Source organism: Aeromonas sp. EU05-FHT14A05, assembly GCF_058791175.1.
This window is the reverse complement of record NZ_JBYTDH010000003.1, coordinates 200,782-217,824: the sequence shown is the minus strand read 5'-3', so window position 1 is coordinate 217,824 and position 17,043 is coordinate 200,782. Positions and strand designations below refer to the sequence as shown.

Here is a 17,043-nt window from a genome sequence, read left to right as displayed (position 1 = left end):
TGCCGGTGACAGCGCCTGCAACAAGGACGAGCGGGAGCATGCGGGCGCCAGGGCCACGGGCTGCACCTGCAACGCCAGAAACAGGGACGAGAGGAGTCAGGCGGGGGCCTCGGCCGAGGGCAGTGCCTGCAACAGGGGGGAGAGGGAGCAATGGAGTCGCCACACCAGGCCCGCCAGCTCCCGGGCCGAGGGCTCGGGGTGATCGGCCAGGCCACGACTGATGCGATCCAGCTCGACCAGGGTCTGATGGAGGGAGCTGTGCTGCACCCCCTGCTCGGTGAGGATCCCCTCCAGACAGCGCACGCAGGCGTCCCGCACCAGATGGAGTGCCGGCTCCCTGCCCCGCCACTGGCGCAGTTGCCAGAGGATGTGGCTGCAGTTGAGCAGCACCACGCCCCAGCGCAGCACCCAGAGCCGGGCCCCCGGATCCTGCCCCTGACCGAGCTGGCTGATGCAGTGATAGATGAGGGATTCAAACTGGCTCTCGCTCTGCCGGGGCCTGGCGGCCAGCTGATCGATGAAGTGGCGGCGCAGGGAGCGGATGAGGCGGCGGCTCTTGCGCCTGTCCGAGCTGGGTCTGAGGATCTGGAACGCCAGCCCCGCCACCATGACCCCCAGCACCTTGCCGATGCTGTCGTTGACGAAGGCCTGATAGTCGTAGCTCGGCGGATTGGTGATGGCGAGGAAGGAGCCGAGCAGCACGATGAGCTGGCCCCAGAGCGCTGCCGACGAGGGGCGCTGCAACTTGATCAGCTGCATGGTGATGAGCGCCGGGAACAGCAGGGCGCAGAACAGCCAGAAGTCGTCGATGCGGATCATCAGGCCGAACTTGACCGCGAAGCAGATCAGGCTCAGCAGCAGGATGGCCTGCAGCATGGTCTGGGTCCCCTTGGTCGGCGTCGGGGTGGCCGAATAGAGCACGCAGCAGATGGAGAGCAGGGTCAGGGCCGAGGCGCCCGACTCCCACTGGGTGTTGATCCAGAAGGCGCAGCCCAGCACCACGCAGAGGAAGGTGCGACCACCGTTGTAGGCCGCCTCGACGCTGTCGTTGTAGCGGGTGAGCGAGCTGTGGTGGGGCGGCGCGGGCCACTCCTGGCCGTCATAGGGCGCCAGCCGGCCGAGCCAGCGCTGGCACTCCAGATAGCTCCAGCAGAAATGGCGCAGGCGCAGCCAGAAGGTGCGGCGGCGAAAATCGCTGCCCGACTCGGCCACGAAGGGGGCCAGCAGGCGAGCGATGCGGTATTTGTCGCAATCGGGCTCGCCCAGCGCGCGGATCACCGAGCCCAGCAGGGGCGTCAGCCCGTCCGGCGGCTGCGGCCAGTGTTGCAGCATGCGGCGCACCCCGGAGATCAGGCTGACCATCCGCAACTGGCGGTGCAGCAGGAAGTTGAGCAAGCGGTTGTGGCGGCGCAGGCGGTGGTGACTCCACACCGCCTGAATGCGCAGCACGTTCATGGTGAGGATCTGGCCGATGATCCCCTCGTGGGCGCCGCGCACATCGGCTCCCGCCTCCCCCAGCCAGAGCAGCTGGGCATGCTCCCGCAGCCGGGCCTGGCTCTTGCCAAGGGACGCCAGCAGGGTCTCGCCATCCGAGAGGCTCGGCAGAATCATCATCATCAGGCCGCCGCAGAGGATGCCCACTATCACCTCGCTCACCCTGGCCTGGGCGATGTCGAAGATGTGCTCCGCCTCGGTCACGTTGACGCAGGAGAAGGCGATGATGGCCGCGGTGTAGCCCGCCAGGGCGAAGGCGTAGGAGACGTTGTTCTGATGGTGGTTGGAGATGCAGGTGCAAAGGCCGAGCCAGAGCGCGATGAGGAAGCTGAACAGCCAGGGATCGCTGATGCCAAGGCCGGTGATCATCACGGCCGCCATGGCGCCGATGAGGCTGCCCACCACCCGCCCCAGGCTCTTGCTGATGACGCCGCCGACAGTGGGGAAGCTCACCACGGCGGCGGAGGTCATGGCCCAGTAGGGGGCATCCAGTTGCAGCACGAAGGCCAGCCAGAGCGACAGGCACATGGCCAGGCTGTTGCGCAGGGCGTAGCGCCACTGGCCCTCATTGGCCTGGCCCCAGGGTGTCTGGCGCCAGCGTCCCCGGCCTGCCACCCTATTCCCCTATGGTGATGGTGCAGGTGGTGCCCGCGATCAGGGCAAGCCCGGGCGGTACTTCCAGCAGCTTGATCCGCACCGGCACCCGCTGGGCCAGCCGCACCCAGGGCACGTTCGGCTTGACGTCGAGCAGCAGCCCCTCGCTCCCCTCCAGGCTCTGATCGTGAATGGCGCGCCCTATGCTCTCCACCTCCCCCTTGAGCGCCTGCTCCCCGCTGTAGAGCACCATGCGGGCCGGCTTGCCCGGCGCTATGTGCCCGAGCTTGGTCTCTTCGAAATAGCCCTGCACGTAGAAGGAGTGGATGTCGACCAAAGCCACCAGGGGCACCCCGGCGCTGGCGTAGTTGCCGACCCTGGCCTGCAGGTTGGTGATGTAGCCGTCGCTGGCGGCGTGCACCTCGGTTCGCGCGAGCGACCATCTGGCCTGCTCCAGATTGGCCTGGGCCACCTGATAGGCCGCCTTCATCGCCTGGGCATTGAGCCTGGACTCGTCGACCGCCTCGGCGGAGATGACGGTGCGGGACAGCCCCTGGCGACGCCTAGCCTCGTGCTCCGCCTTGTCGAGATCCGACTTCGCCTTGGCCAGGGCCGCGTTGGCGTTGTCCAGGGCAATCCGGTAGGGCACGGGATCCAGGCTGAAGAGGACGTCCCCCTTCTTCACCAGCTGGTTGTCCTTGATCCAGATGCTGACTATCTTGCCCGACACCTCGGGGGTGATGCTGACCAGCTCGGCCCGCACCTTGCCATCCCGGGTCCAGGGGCCCTGCATGTAGTAGTTCCACAGCCACCAGAGCGACACCAGCGCCAGGGCGCAGACCAGCAGGGTGGAGAAGTATTTGAGGGTTGCCAGGGGAGATTTAGCCATGTAGCAGTATCCAGAGTGCGCCACTGACGGCGAGGATAAACAGGGAGAGATCCATCAGCAGGGGGTGCCAGACCTCCCCGCCGTAGAGCCAGTCCCGCAGCAGGTGGTGCACCGGCAACCAGCCGAGCAGGCCGAGCAGCACCGCCTTGAACAGGGGCGGAAAGTAGAGCGAGGCCCCCAGGATCAGATCCGGCAGCGCTGAAGCAGTCGTCACGGGCAGGCTCCCGGTTGGCAAGAGGAGAAGAGTGGCAATGGCCCGCCAGAGGGCAGGCAGACCAAGGTTAACACAGCCATTTCGACGGCTACAGAAGCAGATGGCCCCCTGGTCTCATTCCGCCCTGTCGGCCGGGTGGTTGATGCCGTCCCGCAGCGGCACCTCCCCCAGCGCGAACGGATTGACCCCCTCGAGGCAGGCGAGGTTGTAGCCATACTCGGCCGGATTGGAGCGGCGCTGGTGGTGGGTGTAGATGCCGCAGACACCGCAGAAGTAGTGCTTCGCGGTGCGGGTGTTGAACTGGTAGCAGCGCAGTGCCTCCTCCCCCTGCAGGATGCGGATGCCGGAGAGCGGCACCGAGGCGACTATGGCCCCCCGCCGCCGACAGAGGGAGCAGTCGCAGCGGCGGGGATCCACCACGCCGTCCGGCAGACTGAGCTCCAGCACCACGGCGCCGCAGTGGCAGCTGGCCCTGTGTTTCGCCTGAATGGGGGTATTGCCGATTTGTTTGATCATGTGGCCTCCTTGCCGCCGGGCCCAGTGTCCCGGGTGTGTCAGTCAAACAGGGTGTGGCGCCGCCCCTGCCGCACATGGTCGTGCAGGCTGCGCAGCTGGGACTCGACCACCCGGTGGCGGGAGAGTTCGGGCAGGGCGTCGATGGGGAAATAGGCCGCCCCCCGGGTCTCGTCAGTCTCGGTGAGCAGCGATCCGCCCGTCACCTCGCACAGGAAGAAGGCCTTGTGGGCATGGGGCAGTTGCGGGGGATGGGGGGTGCTTGAGCTTGTCGAACAGGGCCAGCAGCTGCACCGCACGGCACTCCAAACCTGTCTCCTCCACCACCTCGCGCACCACGGCGCCCGCTGGCGAGTCGCCGATGTCGCACCAGCCACCGGGCAGGGTCCAGAGCCCGTCGCTGCGCTCCTGCACCAGCAGGAGATGACCGTCGTCGTTTTGAATAAAGGCCCGTACATCCAGCTTGGGGGTGGGGTAGCCGTCATCCAGAGCGATCCACGAAGCGATGGCCTCGGGCGCCAGCTCGTTCTGGCTGGCGATGAGGGCGACCGTGGCCGCCCTGAGCGCCTCGAAGCGGGCAATATCGAAGGGATCCTGGGAGTAGGTGAGGCCGGCCTGGGCCGTGGCCAGTACCTGTTCCAGAAAGGCGGCCAACGGCGGTTGCACGGCTAGAGCCCGAGGAAACGAATGATCTGGGCCGGATAGCGCTCGAAGCCGACGAAGGCGTGGTTGCCGCCGCACTCCAGGGAGAGGCGGGCAAACTCGTATTCCCTCAATGCCTTGCGATAGTCGAGCACCTCATCCTCCTGCTGCTGCAGGATCCAGAGCCGCTCGGGGGCGCGCACCGGCACCGCCAGCGCCCGCAGCTCGTCCATGTGGGTCGGCAGCAGCTCGTAGCGCTCGTCGGTATAGGGGTTGACCTGGGGGCCCAGGTAGTCGCAGAGCAGCTCGTGAGGACGCACCGCCGGGTTGATCAGCGCCGCGCGGCAGCCATGCAGCTCGCTCACCCGGGTCGCCATAAAGCCGCCGAGGGAGCTGCCCACGGCACCTAGCCTGAGCCGGCCATCATGGCGAGCCCTGGCCTCGGCAATGACGCCCTCGATGGCTTCCCAGGCCGCCGCCGGGGTATTGGGCTGGGCCGGGATGAGCACTTCGATGTCGGGCCTGTGCTCGGCCACCCAGGCCGCCATCTGCTGCGCCTTGGCCGAGCCGGGGGATGAATTGAAACCGTGCAGATACAGAAGAACGGGCTTCATGCAATGCTCTCCTCAATACCCGGTGGCATCGGGGTCGGGCACGAACTGCCCCACCGGCAACCGCCACACCTGGCTGGCAATGCGGCCATCCGGATGCAGGGTGAGATAACGCCAGCCCGGGCCGGACTCGTCCAGGGCGAAACCGTCGGAGAGCGGCTTGAACTGGATGCAGGTGGAGGGGCTGGCGATCAGCCTCACCCCGCGGTGCACCTCGTCAAACTCCTGATGCACATGGCCGAACAGAATGGTTTTCTGCTGCGGGTGGCGGGCCAGCACGGCGAAGAGATCGTCGGCATTCTTGAGATTGTGCTGATCCAGCCAGGCGCAGCCCACCGGCACCGCCTGATGGTGCAGGGCGATGAGGGCGTGGCGCTCGGGATGCTGGCGCAGGGCGTTGTCCAGCGCCGCCAGCTGGTGATCGCCGAGCACCCCGTGGGGTTTGCCGCGCACCTGGGTATCGAGCAGGATCACCTGCCAGTGCTCTCCCACCAGCTGCTTGGTCTCGCTGATCCCGGCGGCATGCAGGTATTCGGTCATCAGGGGGCCGTCATCGTGGTTGCCGGGCAACCAGTAGATGGGGCGCGCCAACGGGGCCATCATGGAGGCGAACCGCTGATAGGATTCCGGGCTGTGATCCTGAGAGAGATCCCCGGTGGCGAGGATCAGATCGAACGGATGCGCGTTGGCCTGCACCTGCTCCAGCACGGCGGCCAGGCTCTCTGCGGTTCGCACGGCCAGCAGTCGTCCCTCGGCACTGGCGAAGAGATGGGTATCGGTAATCTGTAACAGGCGCACACTGCCGTCCGGCGCCTGAGGTAGCTCTGTTTCCAAAATCACGCTTCTTTTTTATGGGTTCGACTAGAGGATGTTGATCAGGCTGGTGCCATGTTTGAGACAAAATCTTAGCCAATCGGCCAGGAATAGATTTACCTGCTCTTTTTCATCCCTGTGGTGCATTTTTTTATTGGGATAATCATAACGTGGTTGCAACATTGAAATCTGTTGCGCCGCACACACTTCCGCCATCCGCACGTCGTGATACAAACGAATCTCGATGCGAGCCTGCAAGTAGCTCGGCAACTCGGGGTTGTGCTGGGCCAGGATCACCTGGCTGGTGAAGCGGCTCTCTTCGCTGACGGTGAGCTGGAACTGCAGGCCGTTGCCCACCTGATAGCGGCGCTCCGCCCCCACGCTGCCGCCGGGGGGCAGCAACTTCATCAAGGCCATGTAGTTGACCTCGCAGGTGCGCTGCAAGGACATCAGATCAGGCACATAGCGCTTCATCGGGCTCTGGACTAATGGCATATCGCGCCTCCATCAATCACAGCCCGCAGGCAATATTGAACGAGCACCACCTCAGCGCTCCGCCAGCCAGCGGGCCTGCAGCTCGCCATGATTGAGGGCCAACCATTGCAGGGCGATGACGGAGGCGGCATTGTCGATGCGCCCCTCTTTGAGCCAGGCGTAAGCCTGCTCGCGGCTCACCACATGGACCCGGATGTCTTCACCCTCTTCCGCCAGACCGTGGATCCCCGCCGCCTGGCTGGCATCCACCTCCCCCACATAGACCTCGATCCGCTCTGTGCTGCCACCCGGGCTCACCAGATAGCTGATGGCATGCTCGCAGCGACCCACCTCGATGCCCGCCTCTTCCACCGCCTCCCGGCGCACCACGGCTTCGGCGGTCTCCCCTTCATCTATGATGCCGGCCACCAGCTCCAGCAGCCAGGGGGTGGGGCTGGTCTCGATGGCACCGATGCGGAACTGCTCCACCAGCACTATCTGGTCCAGCACGGGATCATAAGGCAGCAGCGCGGCCGCATGGCCCCGCTCGAACAGCTCGCGGACTATGGGCTCATTCCAGCCACCGGCAAATAACCTGTGTTGCAGGCGATAGACGTTCACTTTAAAAAAGCCGTTGTATCCAGATGATTTATCGATGATTTTCACATCATCACCGGAATAGTGACTGGTTTGAGGCAAGGCTTGCTGTGACATACGAGACTCCTACCAGCTTGACTTGGCTTGGTTTGACCATAATATTCGGGGCATGAATGAACATTCATTCACTCGCTCTCGCCGACGATGAGGGATGGATTTTAGCAGCCACAGGACATTTGGCTAGGCGCGTTGCCGAGAAAACTCGCCCTGACTCTTGACGTTCCTGTCGCAGGAAAAGAGACAGTTCGCAATGAAATCTGCATGTAGTAGAGTGGTTAAGCTGAAATCAAGCTTGGTCGGTGACAATCCCCTCCCTCATCCAGCGGACAGCTTTGGGTTGATAAATAAGGTTAAAAATATCATATGAAAAGAACACTCTTGTCAGTCATGGTGATGCTGGGTGTGAGCAGTGCCGCTCATGCCGAAGACCTGCTCGAAATCTACCAGCAAGCCCAGATCAAGGATACCCAGCTGCTGGAATCCAAGGCCAAGCGGGACCAAGCCTTCGAGAAGATCAACGAATCCCGCGCCGCCCTCTTGCCACAGATCAATCTGGGTGCCGGCCTGAACTACCTGCAGAACAAGGACGATACCCAGACCAACAGCGGCGCCACCGGCTCGGTGACCCTGGATCAGTCCATCTACCGTCGCAGCAACTGGGTCAACCTGGACCTGACCGAGAAGAGCGCCACCCAGTCCGACGTGGCCTACAACCTCGAGTACCAGAACCTGATGCTGCGTACCGCCCAGGCCTACTTCGACGTGCTCAAGGCGATGGACACTCTGGAGTTCGTCCGTGCCAACAAGACCGCGGTAGAGCGTCAGCTGGAACAGACCCAGCAGCGCTTCGAAGTGGGCCTGACCGCCATCACCGACGTGCATGAAGCCGAGGCCGAGCGCGATCAGGCGCTGGCAGACGAGATCAATGCCGAGAACACCCTGGACAACAGCTACGAGAGCCTGCGCGAGCTGACCGGCATCGATCATCGCCAGCTGGATGTGCTCAACACCGAGCGTTTCGCCCCGCAGAAGACCCCGTTCAACTCCGACAAGTGGCTGGAGCTGGCCCTGGACAAGAACCTTGAGCTGCACAGCGCCCGCATCGGCAAGGACATCGCCAAGGAGCAGATCGATCTGGCCAAGACGGGCCACGAGCCGACCCTGGATCTGGGCGCCGGCCTCACCGCCGGTTACAACGACTACAAGGACGAGATCCGCAACCCCGAGAGCAACAGCAATCAGGGCAATGTCGGTCTGAACTTCAACCTGCCGCTCTACACCGGGGGCGCCACCACCTCCCAGGTCAAGCAGGCCCAGTTCAACTACGTGGCCGCCAGCGAGCAGCTGGAGCGCAGCTTCCGCTCGGTGCAGAGCACGGTGCGTTCTTCCTACAACAACGTGAACGCCAGCATCGGCTCGGTGCGCGCCTACAGCCAGTCCGTCATCTCCGCCGACAGCGCCCTGAAGGCGACCGAGGCCGGCTATGAAGTGGGTACCCGGACCATAGTCGACGTGCTGGACGCCACCCGCAAGCTGTACCAGGCCAAGCAGAAACTCTCCGAGGCCCGCTACAACTACATCCTCAGCATCCTCTCCCTCAAGCAGGCCGCCGGCATACTGGAGCAGAAGGATCTGGAAGACGTGAACCAGGGCCTGATGCCCGCCGCCCAGGTGACGACCAAGTCCTGAGCCAAATTCACGGCATGAAAAAAGGCGACCTTGTGGTCGCCTTTTTGCTGCCTGCTTGCCCCTCGCCAGGGCGAGTGATCAGGCACCTCCGGCCGAGGCCGGAGGTGCTCAGCCGCGCTCGCGTATGGTCTTGATGATCTCGCTGGTGGAGCAGCCGTCCTCGAAGTTCAGCACCCGCACCTCGCCGCCGTTGGCGGTCACTTCGGCATAGCCGGCGATCTCTTCGGGCTTGTAGTCGCCCCCCTTGACCAATAGGTCTGGCAGGATCTCGGCGATCAGTCGCTGGGGCGTGTCCTCACCGAAGGGCACCACCCAGTCCACGGCACCCAGGGCCGCCAGCACCGTCATGCGGCGCTCGGTCGGGTTGACCGGACGACCCGGCCCCTTGAGGCGGCGCACGGACTCATCGGTGTTGACCGCGACTATCAGGCGATCCCCCAGCTTGCCGGCATTGGCCAGGTAGGAGACGTGGCCCGCGTGCAGGATGTCGAAACAGCCGTTGGTCATCACCACCTTCTCGCCGCGCAGGCGGGCGGCCTGTACGGCCACCTTGAGCTGGGCCTCGGACATGACGCCAAAGCCGGTCTCCTGCTCGGTATAGAGGGCGTTGGCCAGCTCCACCGGGCTCACGGTGGAGGTACCCAGCTTGCCCACCACTATGCCGGCGGCTGTGTTGGCCAGGGCGCAGGCCTCGTCCAGGCTCATGCCGGCGGCCAGGGAGGTGGCCAGGGTGGAGATGACGGTATCGCCGGCACCGGTGACGTCATAGACTTCGTGAGCCTGGGCCGGCAGGTGCAGCTCGGGCTGTCCTTCGCGGATCAGGGTCATGCCGTTCTCGGAACGGGTCACCAGCAGGGCGTCCAGCTCGAAGCGCTTGACCAGCTCCAGCCCCTTGGCGACCAGCTCCTCTTCGCTCTTCACCTTGCCCACCACGGCCTCGAATTCGGACATGTTGGGGGTCAGCAGGGTGGCGCCGCGATACTTCTCGAAATCCGTCCCCTTGGGATCCACCAGCACAGGGATGCCGGCGGCGCGGGCGCGGGCAATCATGCCAGGCACGTCGTTCAAGGCGCCCTTGCCGTAGTCGGAGAGGATCATCACGTCGGCCCCTGGCAGCGCCTGCTCCACCTTGCCCATCAGCAGGCTGGCATCCACGTCGTGGAAGGCCTCTTCGAAATCGAGGCGCAGCAGTTGCTGGTTGCGGGACAGCACCCGCAGCTTGGTGATGGTCGGGTAGTCGGTCAGACGAACGAAATCACAGGCGACCTTGACCCCTGCCATCTGGCCAGCCAGGGCATCGGCGGCCTCATCCTGACCGGTCAGCCCGAGCAACACGGCCTGGGCACCCAGGGCGGCGGAGTTCAGGGCCACGTTGGCGGCGCCACCCGGGCGCTCCTCGATGTGCTCGACCTTGACCACGGGCACCGGCGCCTCGGGGGAGATGCGGCCGGTGGGGCCATGCCAATAGCGATCCAACATGACATCGCCAACGACCAGAACGCGGGCTTTCTCAAACTCGGGCAGGGTGATTTTCATCTGTATCGGCTCTCAAAACCTGAAAATTTCAGCGGGCGATTTTATCACACTCTTTTCCGGGACGTGAAAAAAGCACTGCCATGCCCGCCACGGCACTTCCCGCCCGACCCCTCTGACCAGGTGATGGCGATTCGCACCCGCCCCCGTTTTTCGGATAGAATCCCCAGATTGCGAGTGACAGCCTGTCCACGGGCACCGATACCCCCGTGTCGGCTGGGCTCCCTCCCTTGCCTTTGTGAACAAGAGACTCTTCATGGCCCAAGAACATGCTCCCCGCCTCGAACCCCGTCTGTTCCATCCCCGTTACTGGGGCAGCTGGTTCGGTCTGTGCCTGCTCTGGCTGCTGGTGCTGCTGCCCTGGCGCAGCCAGATGTGGCTGGGTCGCCAGCTCGGCACCCTGGCCCGCAAGGTATTGAAATCCCGCGTCAAGATTGCCCGTCGCAACCTGGAGCTGGCGATGCCCGAGCTCAGCCGGGATCAGCGGGAAACCCTGCTCAAACAGAACTTCGAGAGCGTGGGCTGCGCCATCTTCGAGGTGGGCATGGCCTGGTTCTGGCCAGACTGGCGGATGCGCCGCCTGATGAAGGTGGAAGGGGAAGAGCATGTCATCGACGCCATCGAAAAGGGTCAGGGCATGCTGCTGCTCTCCTGCCACTTCCTCACCCTTGAGCTCAACGCCCGCTGCTTCGGCCTGGTGCGGCCCGGGGTCGGCGTCTATCGCCCCAACACCAATCCGGTGCTGGAGTACGCCCAGTACCATGGTCGCTGCGCCTCCAACAAGTACCTGGTGGACCGGATGGACGTGAAGGGGATGATCAAGGCGCTGCGCAACGGCGACGCCCTCTGGTACGCGCCGGATCACGACTACGGCAGCCACGCCAGCGTCTTCGTGCCCTACTTCGCGGTGGAGCAGGCGGCCACCATCACGGGCACCGCCACCCTGGCCAGGGTCAAGAACACCGTCACCCTGCCCTGCTACAACATCCGTACCGCTACCGGTTATACCCTGCACATAGGGGCGCCGCTGGAAGGCTACCCGAGCGGTGACGACCTGGCCGATGCCGCCCGCGCCAACCGCGAGATTGAAGCCGCCGTGCGCCGTGCCCCCGAGCAGTACATGTGGCTGCATCGCCGCTTCAAGACCCGTCCCAACCCGGAGGATCCGGGTTTCTACTAAGGACTCTCCCACGAAAAAGCCCTCGCACTGCGAGGGCTTTTTGTTGTCTGCCCGAGGCTGCCTTACTGGCGGATCAGGCGGTAGATGGCGTAGCCGGGATGCTTGGCGTCACTCATCGGCAGGGTGGACTGGTACGCCAGATCCGCCCCCGCCAGGGCCTTGGCCTCCTCACCCGGAGAGGAGTAGAGCCGCACGTCCACGTTGGCCGGCAGCGCCTTCATGTGCCAGTTGTTGTTGGCCGCCGGGCTGAAGCCCGCCGGATTGGCAGCAGACTGGGACTTGAGGTACTGGGCGATGATCTCCCGCGTCTCGAAGGGATCTTCGTGCACTATGTTGCTGCCGTCTATGCCCGGGAAGTGACCGCCGCCGCTGGCGCGGTAGTTGTTGGTCACCACGTAGAACTTCTGGGCCGGATCCATGGGCTGGCCGTTGAAGGTGAGGCCGCTGATGCGCTGACCGTCGCTCACCTTGAGCCCCTCCTTGCTGTAACGGGCCGGCTGGGTGATGTCCACCTCGTAGCTCACCCCGTCGATCACGTCGAAGTTGTAGGTCGGGAAGCTCTCGTTCACCAGCCACTGCACCTCTGTCTTGCCGGTGTCTATGCGGTTGAACTGGCCGGCACTCATCTCCAACCACTCCTTGACGGTGGCCCCGTTCACCTCGACCACCTGCAGGGTGTTCGGATAGATGTAGAGGTCGGAGACGTTGCGCAGGGAGATGTCCCCCTGGGCCACATAGGTGAAGTCATTGATGCCGTTGCGACCGCCACGGAAGGGGGCCGCCACCGACAGGATCGGGTAGGGCTCCTTGAGCAGGCCGTCTTGTTGCAGTTGCTCGGCGTGCTGACGCTGGGCATCGCTCACCAGTTGCACCGAGGGGTCGTCCTGCACCAGGGCGAAGAAGCTGTGGATGGGGGAGGTAATCTTGCCGAGCGGCTCGTCCAGCCACTGGTTGGTGGCGTCGTGATCCGCCTGTACCAGGTCCACCACCCGCTGATCCACGGCGCTGCCCTCGCTGGAATCGATCTTGCGCAGGCTGGCCTGGCTCTGCTTCACCTGCCACTTGCCATCCACCTGTTCCAGCTTGAGGTCTATGATGCCGAGGTGATTGCCCCAGTAGCCGGGCATCACGGTCGGAATACCGCTCAGGGTACCGGCCTGGTTGTCCACCTCGGGCAGGTCAGGGAAGTCGCCGGGGAAGTTCTTGTGGGCGTGGCCCAGCATCAGGGCATCTATCCCCTTCACCTTGGCCAGGTGCCAGGCGGAGTTCTCCATCATGGCCTCGTAGCTGTTGGCATTGATGCCGGTGTGGGCCACCACCACCACCAGATCGGCCCCCTTGGCGCGCAGCTCGGGCACATAGTGGTTGGCGGTCTCGACCATGTCGGCCACCACCACCTTGCCTTCCAGATGGCGCTTGTCCCACTGCAGCACCTGGGGCGGTGTCAGACCCAGTATGCCCACCTTGACGGTCTGTGACTGGCCCTTGTCATCCGTTACCTGACGCTCCAGCAGCAGATAGGGGGTGAACTTGTTGCCGCTCCAGTCGATTTGCCCCTTGGCGTCGCGCTTGAAGGCGCCCGCCTCGAACACGTTGGCGTTCACATAGGGGAACTCGGCCCCCGCCAGCACCTTGCCGAGGTAATCCAGGCCGTAGTTGAACTCGTGGTTGCCGAGGTTGCCCGCGTCATAACCCAGCTCGTTCATCGCCTTGAACACCGGGTGGGCCTGCTTCTCGAGGTAGCCGGCACCGGACTGCTCGAAGATGTAGTCCGCCAGCGGCGTGCCCTGGATCAGGTCACCGTTGTCGAGCAGCAGGTTGTTGGGGTTCTCGGCGCGGGCCGCGCGGATCAGCAGGGCGGTACGGGAGAGGCCGAACTTGCGATCCTCCTTGTTCTGGTAGTAGTCATACCCCAGCACGTTGGAGTGGATGTCGGAGGTCTGGATCAGGCGCAGGGAGACTGTCCCCGGCTGCGCCTTGCTGTCATTTTCATTGCTGCAGGCAGTCAGCAGCACGATGGCGGCGATTGCCCCCAGCTTCATGGAGTTATTCACTGTCTTTTCCCTTTTATTATGAGTAACGCTTTACCAGCGGCGGGAATTTAACAGACGAATATGTCAGCAGATGACACCGGGACTCATTTTTATGAAGCCCGGCACAAAAATAGCCTTATGAGGCCAGCAGAGCCCCGCTGGCCAGCTTGACCGCCAGCACCAGCATTATGATACCAACAACCATATCAATGACTTGCTGCACCCTGCTCCGGGCAAGCCAGGGAGAAAGCGCCGCCGCCCCGACCGCCAGTCCGTAAAACCACACCAGGGAGGCCAGCATGGCCCCTGCGGCGAAGGCGGGCCGCAGATCCTCGGCAAACTGGCTGCCGAAGGAGCCGAGCAGCATCAGGGTATCCAGATAGACGTGGGGGTTGAGCAGGGTCACCCCCAGCGTCATGGCCAGCACGCTCTTGACCCCCATCAGCTGGGGAGAGTCCGCCAGGGCAGCCCCCTGCCCGCGCCAGGCACTGCCAAGGGAGCGCACCCCGAACCAGCCGAGAAACAGCACGCCGCCCCAGGTCAGCAGCGCCAGGCCGATGGGGCTGGCCGCCAGCAGGTTGGCTCCGCCAAACACCCCTATGCCGATCAGCACGAGATCGCACAGGCAGCAGAGGGTCGCCGCCAGCAGATGGTGGTTGCGGTGAATGCCCCGGCTCAGCACGAAGGCGTTCTGGGCACCTATGGGGATAATCATGGCAAGGCCGAGGGTAAAGCCTTGCAGTGTGGTCGCGAACATGGACAAACCTTTGTGTGGGAGATCTGGGGGCACTATAAGGGGAGGCGTGAAATCAGAGAAATTCATTCATTTTCTGATGCATTCAAAAAACTGATAAGACGGGGCAAAAAACGACATCTGACAGGCTGTCAATTGCAGGATCTGACAATTGTGGCCCCGGGAGCCCGCCCCGAGAATCGCCGGAGTGACAGGATCGGCTTGGGACAGTGGGTGATGGCGACAGAGGAGAGACCGGGCGACAGGTCAGCGTCACCCGGCCGGCATTCACTGCAACAGTCTGGGGAAGTTGGTGACCACGACCTGCTCCAGATTCGGCAGCAGTATGCCGCTGCTGACCCCCTTGGCGATGGCCTGGTAGCGATTCATCGACCCCGTCTTGCGGGTGACCTGGTTGAGGTGGTAGTTCACGGTGCGCTCGGTGATCCCGAGGATGCAGGCGATCTCCCCCGATGTCTTCCCGTCGCTGGCCCAGAACAGACACTCGGTCTCTCTTTCCGTCAGGGCCTCCTGGGGATCATCCTCCCTCATGCTTTGGCGCACTATCCGGATCGCCGCCTCGAAGATGTAGTTGGACATCCAGGAGAGGATGGGCGAGGACTCCAGCAGCAGGTCGCTGGACGCCCGCTCCCGGGTGATGAACGACAGTATGCCGTTCTCCCCCGCCGCCCCGTGCAACGGAAACGAGATGCCGTTGCGCAGCCCGAACTCCGCCGCCAGCCCCATCACATCCATGCTCCCCTCTTGCAGGAAGCGCGCCTTCTCGTCCAGCCGGTTCCAGTAGATGGGCAGGGTCTGCGTGCGGGCGAGCTGGATGATGGGATCGCAGGCCAGCATGTTGTTCACCGTGTAGGCCTGCACCCAGGAGTCGGGGCACTGGTTGAACAACACCACTTTGGGCCTTTGCATCGACATGGGCAGGATGAGCGCGAATCGATAGTAGTCGTAGCCCATTCCCAGAGTGAAGCGGCCGATCAGCTCGGCCAGCCGGTTTCCATCCGTTACCAGCGTGAAATGTTCCAGATACTCAAGCAGTTGGTCGCGTGTCATAGGCTAGCCTCCCCTGGCCAAGGCCTTGGATTATAGCGCCTAACCATGAAATGGAGAGACATGAATGCTTGTTTTCAAAGGAAAATTGAAAGAACACCCCAGATGGGAGGTCGAAAACGAGCTTTATCGCTTTCGCAAGCGAGTCTTCTCCGATCGGCTCGGCTGGGACGTGGAATCCCACCGGGGTCTGGAGCGGGACAGCTTCGACAAGCCCGATACCCACTGGGTGCTGATTGAAGATGAAGAGGGTCTGTGCGGATGCATCAGGCTGCTCAGCTGCGCCCAGGACTACATGCTGCCCAGCATCTTTCCCGGTGCCCTCGCCGGCGAGCGCCCCCCGCGCGGCGCCGATGTCTGGGAGCTGACCCGGCTCGCCATCGATGCCGGCCGCGCACCCGCGCTCGACAACGGCATCAGCGAGCTGACCTGCGTCATCTTCCGCGAAGTCCATGCCTTCGCCAGGGAGCAGGGGATCCGGGAGCTGGTGGCCGTGGTCAGCCTGCCGGTGGAGCGCATCTTCCGCCGCCTCGGACTACCCATAGAGCGGCTCGGTCACCGTCAGGCGGTGGATCTGGGGGCCGTGCGCGGGGTGGGGATCCGCTTCCATCTGGACGAGCGCTTCGAGCGCGCCGTCAGCCGTCCCCTGCGGGGGGAGTACGCTACGGCCGGGGAACTGCTCGGCATGAGCTGACCCCATAAAAAAGTCCCGGGCTGACACCCGGGACCAAAACTCTCGCTATGGCCCGTTTCCACCCCATGCAAAAACGGACCGAATGAGTATCTTATGAATCTCATTCTGTCGCTACTGTCACATCTCACAGTGACAGCCCCGGGATGCCCCCACGCAGTGCCCGTCGTCTGGCCTGGTTGTTCTTCCGCCCCCGCTCCAGTAGCATCCTTGCTCAATCCCCTTCTCTGATAAGGAATGCTGATGAAGACGCTGGACTACAAGCTGCTGCTGGCGCTGGATGCCGTGATGCAGGAGCAAAACTTCGAGCGCGCCGCCCAGCGTCTGCACCTCACCCAGTCCGCCATCTCCCAGCGCATCAAGCAGCTGGAGCAGCAGTTTGCCGAGCCGCTGATCATCCGCAGCCAGCCCCTGCAGGCCACGGCCCTCGGGCAGAAGCTGCTGGCCCACTACCGCCAGGTGCGCCAGCTGGAGCTGGAGCTGGCGGGGGAACTCTCCCCCAGCGAGCCCCAGGCGCCGATCCGGGTCAGCATCGCCGTCAACGCCGACAGCCTGGCCACCTGGTTCCTGCCCGCCCTGGCGCCGCTGCTGGAGCAGCACCCCATAGAGCTGAACCTGCTGGTGGATGACGAGAGCCGCACCCTGGATCGGGTGCGCGAGGGCCAGGCGTTCGGCGCCGTTAGCCTGCAACCCCAGCCGCTGGCAGGCTGCTGCGTCGACGAGCTCGGCGAGATGCGCTACCTGCTGACCGCCAGCCCCGCCTTCGTCGCCCGCCACTTCCCCCAGGGGCTCACCCCGGCGGCACTGGCCAAGGCACCGGCGGTCGCCTTCGATCAGCGCGACGACATGCACGTCAGCTTCATGGCCCGCCACTTCGCCCTGGCCCCCGGCGGTTACCCCTGCCACACGGTGCGCTCGTCGGAGGCCTTCGTCGCCATGGCCGAGCAGGGACTGGCCTGCTGCCTCATTCCCGAGTTGCAGATCCGCCAGCAGCTCGCACAGGGGCTGCTGCTCGATCTCAGCCCGGATCTCCACCTGGTCGAGCGCCTCTACTGGCACCGCTGGGTGCTGGAGCGGGGGCTGCACAAGCAGATCTCCTTGCGCCTGATCGAGCAGGGCCGCCGGGCACTGCAACCCCGCTGAGCGGGCCATTCACCTTGGCTTTGGAGGGGTAAAAACGTATAGTGCTGGGCGATTCTTCATCAGGTCTCCACT

General features: G+C 64.0%; 16 protein-coding genes and 1 pseudogene. 4 read left to right on the top strand and 13 right to left on the bottom strand.

All coding sequences use genetic code 11. The annotated features are described in order from the left end of the window. Nucleotides 1-96: 96 nt before the first annotated feature. The 9 genes and pseudogenes from AC3WR3_RS06240 to nudF all read right to left on the bottom strand — a co-directional run bounded on the left by AC3WR3_RS06240 (nucleotide 97) and on the right by nudF (nucleotide 6,958). Nucleotides 97-2,109 (bottom strand): FUSC family protein, encoded by a 2,013-nt coding sequence (locus tag AC3WR3_RS06240; protein WP_492291459.1) that lies wholly within the window; start codon nucleotides 2,107-2,109, stop codon nucleotides 97-99. A 1-nt stretch (nucleotide 2,110) separates the two neighbouring features. Further along, complete coding sequence (locus AC3WR3_RS06235; protein WP_247627317.1) at nucleotides 2,111-2,977, bottom strand: efflux RND transporter periplasmic adaptor subunit; 867 nt, start codon at nucleotides 2,975-2,977, stop codon at nucleotides 2,111-2,113. Continuing rightward, a complete protein-coding gene (locus AC3WR3_RS06230) occupies nucleotides 2,970-3,212 on the bottom strand; it encodes a DUF1656 domain-containing protein (protein WP_139438791.1) in 243 nt (80 codons plus the stop codon). The genes AC3WR3_RS06235 and AC3WR3_RS06230 overlap by 8 nt, the downstream gene beginning before the upstream one ends. A 93-nt stretch (nucleotides 3,213-3,305) precedes the next feature. Next, complete coding sequence (locus tag AC3WR3_RS06225) at nucleotides 3,306-3,707, bottom strand: GFA family protein (protein WP_492291458.1); 402 nt, start codon at nucleotides 3,705-3,707, stop codon at nucleotides 3,306-3,308. Nucleotides 3,708-3,745: 38 nt separating this feature from the next. Further along, a pseudogene (locus AC3WR3_RS06220) lies at nucleotides 3,746-4,370 on the bottom strand (NUDIX hydrolase). 2 nt (nucleotides 4,371-4,372) lie between these two features. Then, nucleotides 4,373-4,960 (bottom strand): YqiA/YcfP family alpha/beta fold hydrolase, encoded by a 588-nt coding sequence (locus AC3WR3_RS06215; protein WP_202047489.1) that lies wholly within the window; start codon nucleotides 4,958-4,960, stop codon nucleotides 4,373-4,375. A gap of 12 nt (nucleotides 4,961-4,972) precedes the next feature. Further along, a complete protein-coding gene (cpdA, locus tag AC3WR3_RS06210; protein WP_492291457.1) occupies nucleotides 4,973-5,791 on the bottom strand; it encodes a 3',5'-cyclic-AMP phosphodiesterase in 819 nt (272 codons plus the stop codon). A gap of 27 nt (nucleotides 5,792-5,818) precedes the next feature. Further along, complete coding sequence (locus tag AC3WR3_RS06205) at nucleotides 5,819-6,265, bottom strand: DUF1249 domain-containing protein (protein ID WP_025325573.1); 447 nt, start codon at nucleotides 6,263-6,265, stop codon at nucleotides 5,819-5,821. Nucleotides 6,266-6,316: 51 nt separating this feature from the next. Continuing rightward, nucleotides 6,317-6,958, bottom strand: coding sequence for an ADP-ribose diphosphatase (gene nudF / locus AC3WR3_RS06200; protein ID WP_492291456.1), 642 nt, complete (start codon nucleotides 6,956-6,958; stop codon nucleotides 6,317-6,319). A 306-nt stretch (nucleotides 6,959-7,264) separates the two neighbouring features. Between nudF and tolC the strand changes: the two genes are divergently transcribed. Next, nucleotides 7,265-8,590: an outer membrane channel protein TolC gene (gene tolC / locus AC3WR3_RS06195; protein ID WP_139438805.1), complete on the top strand. Its 1,326-nt coding sequence runs from the start codon at nucleotides 7,265-7,267 to the stop codon at nucleotides 8,588-8,590. Nucleotides 8,591-8,698: 108 nt separating this feature from the next. Here tolC and hldE read toward each other — a convergent pair whose 3' ends face one another. Beyond that, nucleotides 8,699-10,126: a bifunctional D-glycero-beta-D-manno-heptose-7-phosphate kinase/D-glycero-beta-D-manno-heptose 1-phosphate adenylyltransferase HldE gene (gene hldE, locus AC3WR3_RS06190; RefSeq protein ID WP_106885090.1), complete on the bottom strand. Its 1,428-nt coding sequence runs from the start codon at nucleotides 10,124-10,126 to the stop codon at nucleotides 8,699-8,701. A 253-nt stretch (nucleotides 10,127-10,379) separates the two neighbouring features. On the opposite strand from hldE, the gene lpxL reads away from it, so the two are divergent. After that, entirely contained in the window at nucleotides 10,380-11,303 is a 924-nt protein-coding gene (gene lpxL, locus AC3WR3_RS06185) for an LpxL/LpxP family Kdo(2)-lipid IV(A) lauroyl/palmitoleoyl acyltransferase (RefSeq protein ID WP_492291455.1), read from the top strand. A gap of 62 nt (nucleotides 11,304-11,365) precedes the next feature. Here the strand turns inward: lpxL and AC3WR3_RS06180 are convergent, their stop codons facing one another. The 3 genes from AC3WR3_RS06180 to AC3WR3_RS06170 form a co-directional block, all read right to left on the bottom strand. After that, nucleotides 11,366-13,345 carry a bifunctional 2',3'-cyclic-nucleotide 2'-phosphodiesterase/3'-nucleotidase gene (locus AC3WR3_RS06180; protein ID WP_492291526.1) on the bottom strand — a complete coding sequence of 660 codons (1,980 nt, stop codon included), beginning with the start codon at nucleotides 13,343-13,345 and terminating at the stop codon, nucleotides 11,366-11,368. Between the two features lie 127 nt (nucleotides 13,346-13,472). Next, nucleotides 13,473-14,093, bottom strand: a complete 621-nt coding sequence (lysE, locus tag AC3WR3_RS06175) for an L-lysine exporter (RefSeq protein WP_139438811.1) — start codon at nucleotides 14,091-14,093, stop codon at nucleotides 13,473-13,475. A gap of 264 nt (nucleotides 14,094-14,357) precedes the next feature. After that, nucleotides 14,358-15,140: a LuxR family transcriptional regulator gene (locus AC3WR3_RS06170; RefSeq protein WP_005324972.1), complete on the bottom strand. Its 783-nt coding sequence runs from the start codon at nucleotides 15,138-15,140 to the stop codon at nucleotides 14,358-14,360. A gap of 64 nt (nucleotides 15,141-15,204) precedes the next feature. Between AC3WR3_RS06170 and AC3WR3_RS06165 the strand changes: the two genes are divergently transcribed. Together AC3WR3_RS06165 and AC3WR3_RS06160 are read left to right on the top strand one after the other, a co-directional pair. Continuing rightward, nucleotides 15,205-15,831 (top strand): acyl-homoserine-lactone synthase, encoded by a 627-nt coding sequence (locus tag AC3WR3_RS06165; RefSeq protein WP_265437064.1) that lies wholly within the window; start codon nucleotides 15,205-15,207, stop codon nucleotides 15,829-15,831. Between the two features lie 240 nt (nucleotides 15,832-16,071). Continuing rightward, the gene (locus tag AC3WR3_RS06160) at nucleotides 16,072-16,971 is read left to right on the top strand and encodes a LysR family transcriptional regulator ArgP (protein ID WP_319912248.1); all 900 of its coding nucleotides are present in this window, start codon (nucleotides 16,072-16,074) and stop codon (nucleotides 16,969-16,971) included. Nucleotides 16,972-17,043: the final 72 nt, after the last annotated feature.

Coding starts and splice junctions, on each gene's coding strand:
- tolC (WP_139438805.1), top strand. CDS start 7,265: ATGAAAAGAACACTCTTGTCAGTCATGGTGATGCTGGGTGTGAGCAGT.
- AC3WR3_RS06215 (WP_202047489.1), bottom strand. CDS start 4,960: ATGAAGCCCGTTCTTCTGTATCTGCACGGTTTCAATTCATCCCCCGGC.
- AC3WR3_RS06205 (WP_025325573.1), bottom strand. CDS start 6,265: ATGCCATTAGTCCAGAGCCCGATGAAGCGCTATGTGCCTGATCTGATG.
- AC3WR3_RS06170 (WP_005324972.1), bottom strand. CDS start 15,140: ATGACACGCGACCAACTGCTTGAGTATCTGGAACATTTCACGCTGGTA.
- AC3WR3_RS06235 (WP_247627317.1), bottom strand. CDS start 2,977: ATGGCTAAATCTCCCCTGGCAACCCTCAAATACTTCTCCACCCTGCTG.
- AC3WR3_RS06180 (WP_492291526.1), bottom strand. CDS start 13,345: ATGAAGCTGGGGGCAATCGCCGCCATCGTGCTGCTGACTGCCTGCAGC.
- lpxL (WP_492291455.1), top strand. CDS start 10,380: ATGGCCCAAGAACATGCTCCCCGCCTCGAACCCCGTCTGTTCCATCCC.
- nudF (WP_492291456.1), bottom strand. CDS start 6,958: ATGTCACAGCAAGCCTTGCCTCAAACCAGTCACTATTCCGGTGATGAT.
- AC3WR3_RS06160 (WP_319912248.1), top strand. CDS start 16,072: ATGAAGACGCTGGACTACAAGCTGCTGCTGGCGCTGGATGCCGTGATG.
- AC3WR3_RS06225 (WP_492291458.1), bottom strand. CDS start 3,707: ATGATCAAACAAATCGGCAATACCCCCATTCAGGCGAAACACAGGGCC.
- hldE (WP_106885090.1), bottom strand. CDS start 10,126: ATGAAAATCACCCTGCCCGAGTTTGAGAAAGCCCGCGTTCTGGTCGTT.
- lysE (WP_139438811.1), bottom strand. CDS start 14,093: ATGTTCGCGACCACACTGCAAGGCTTTACCCTCGGCCTTGCCATGATT.
- AC3WR3_RS06165 (WP_265437064.1), top strand. CDS start 15,205: ATGCTTGTTTTCAAAGGAAAATTGAAAGAACACCCCAGATGGGAGGTC.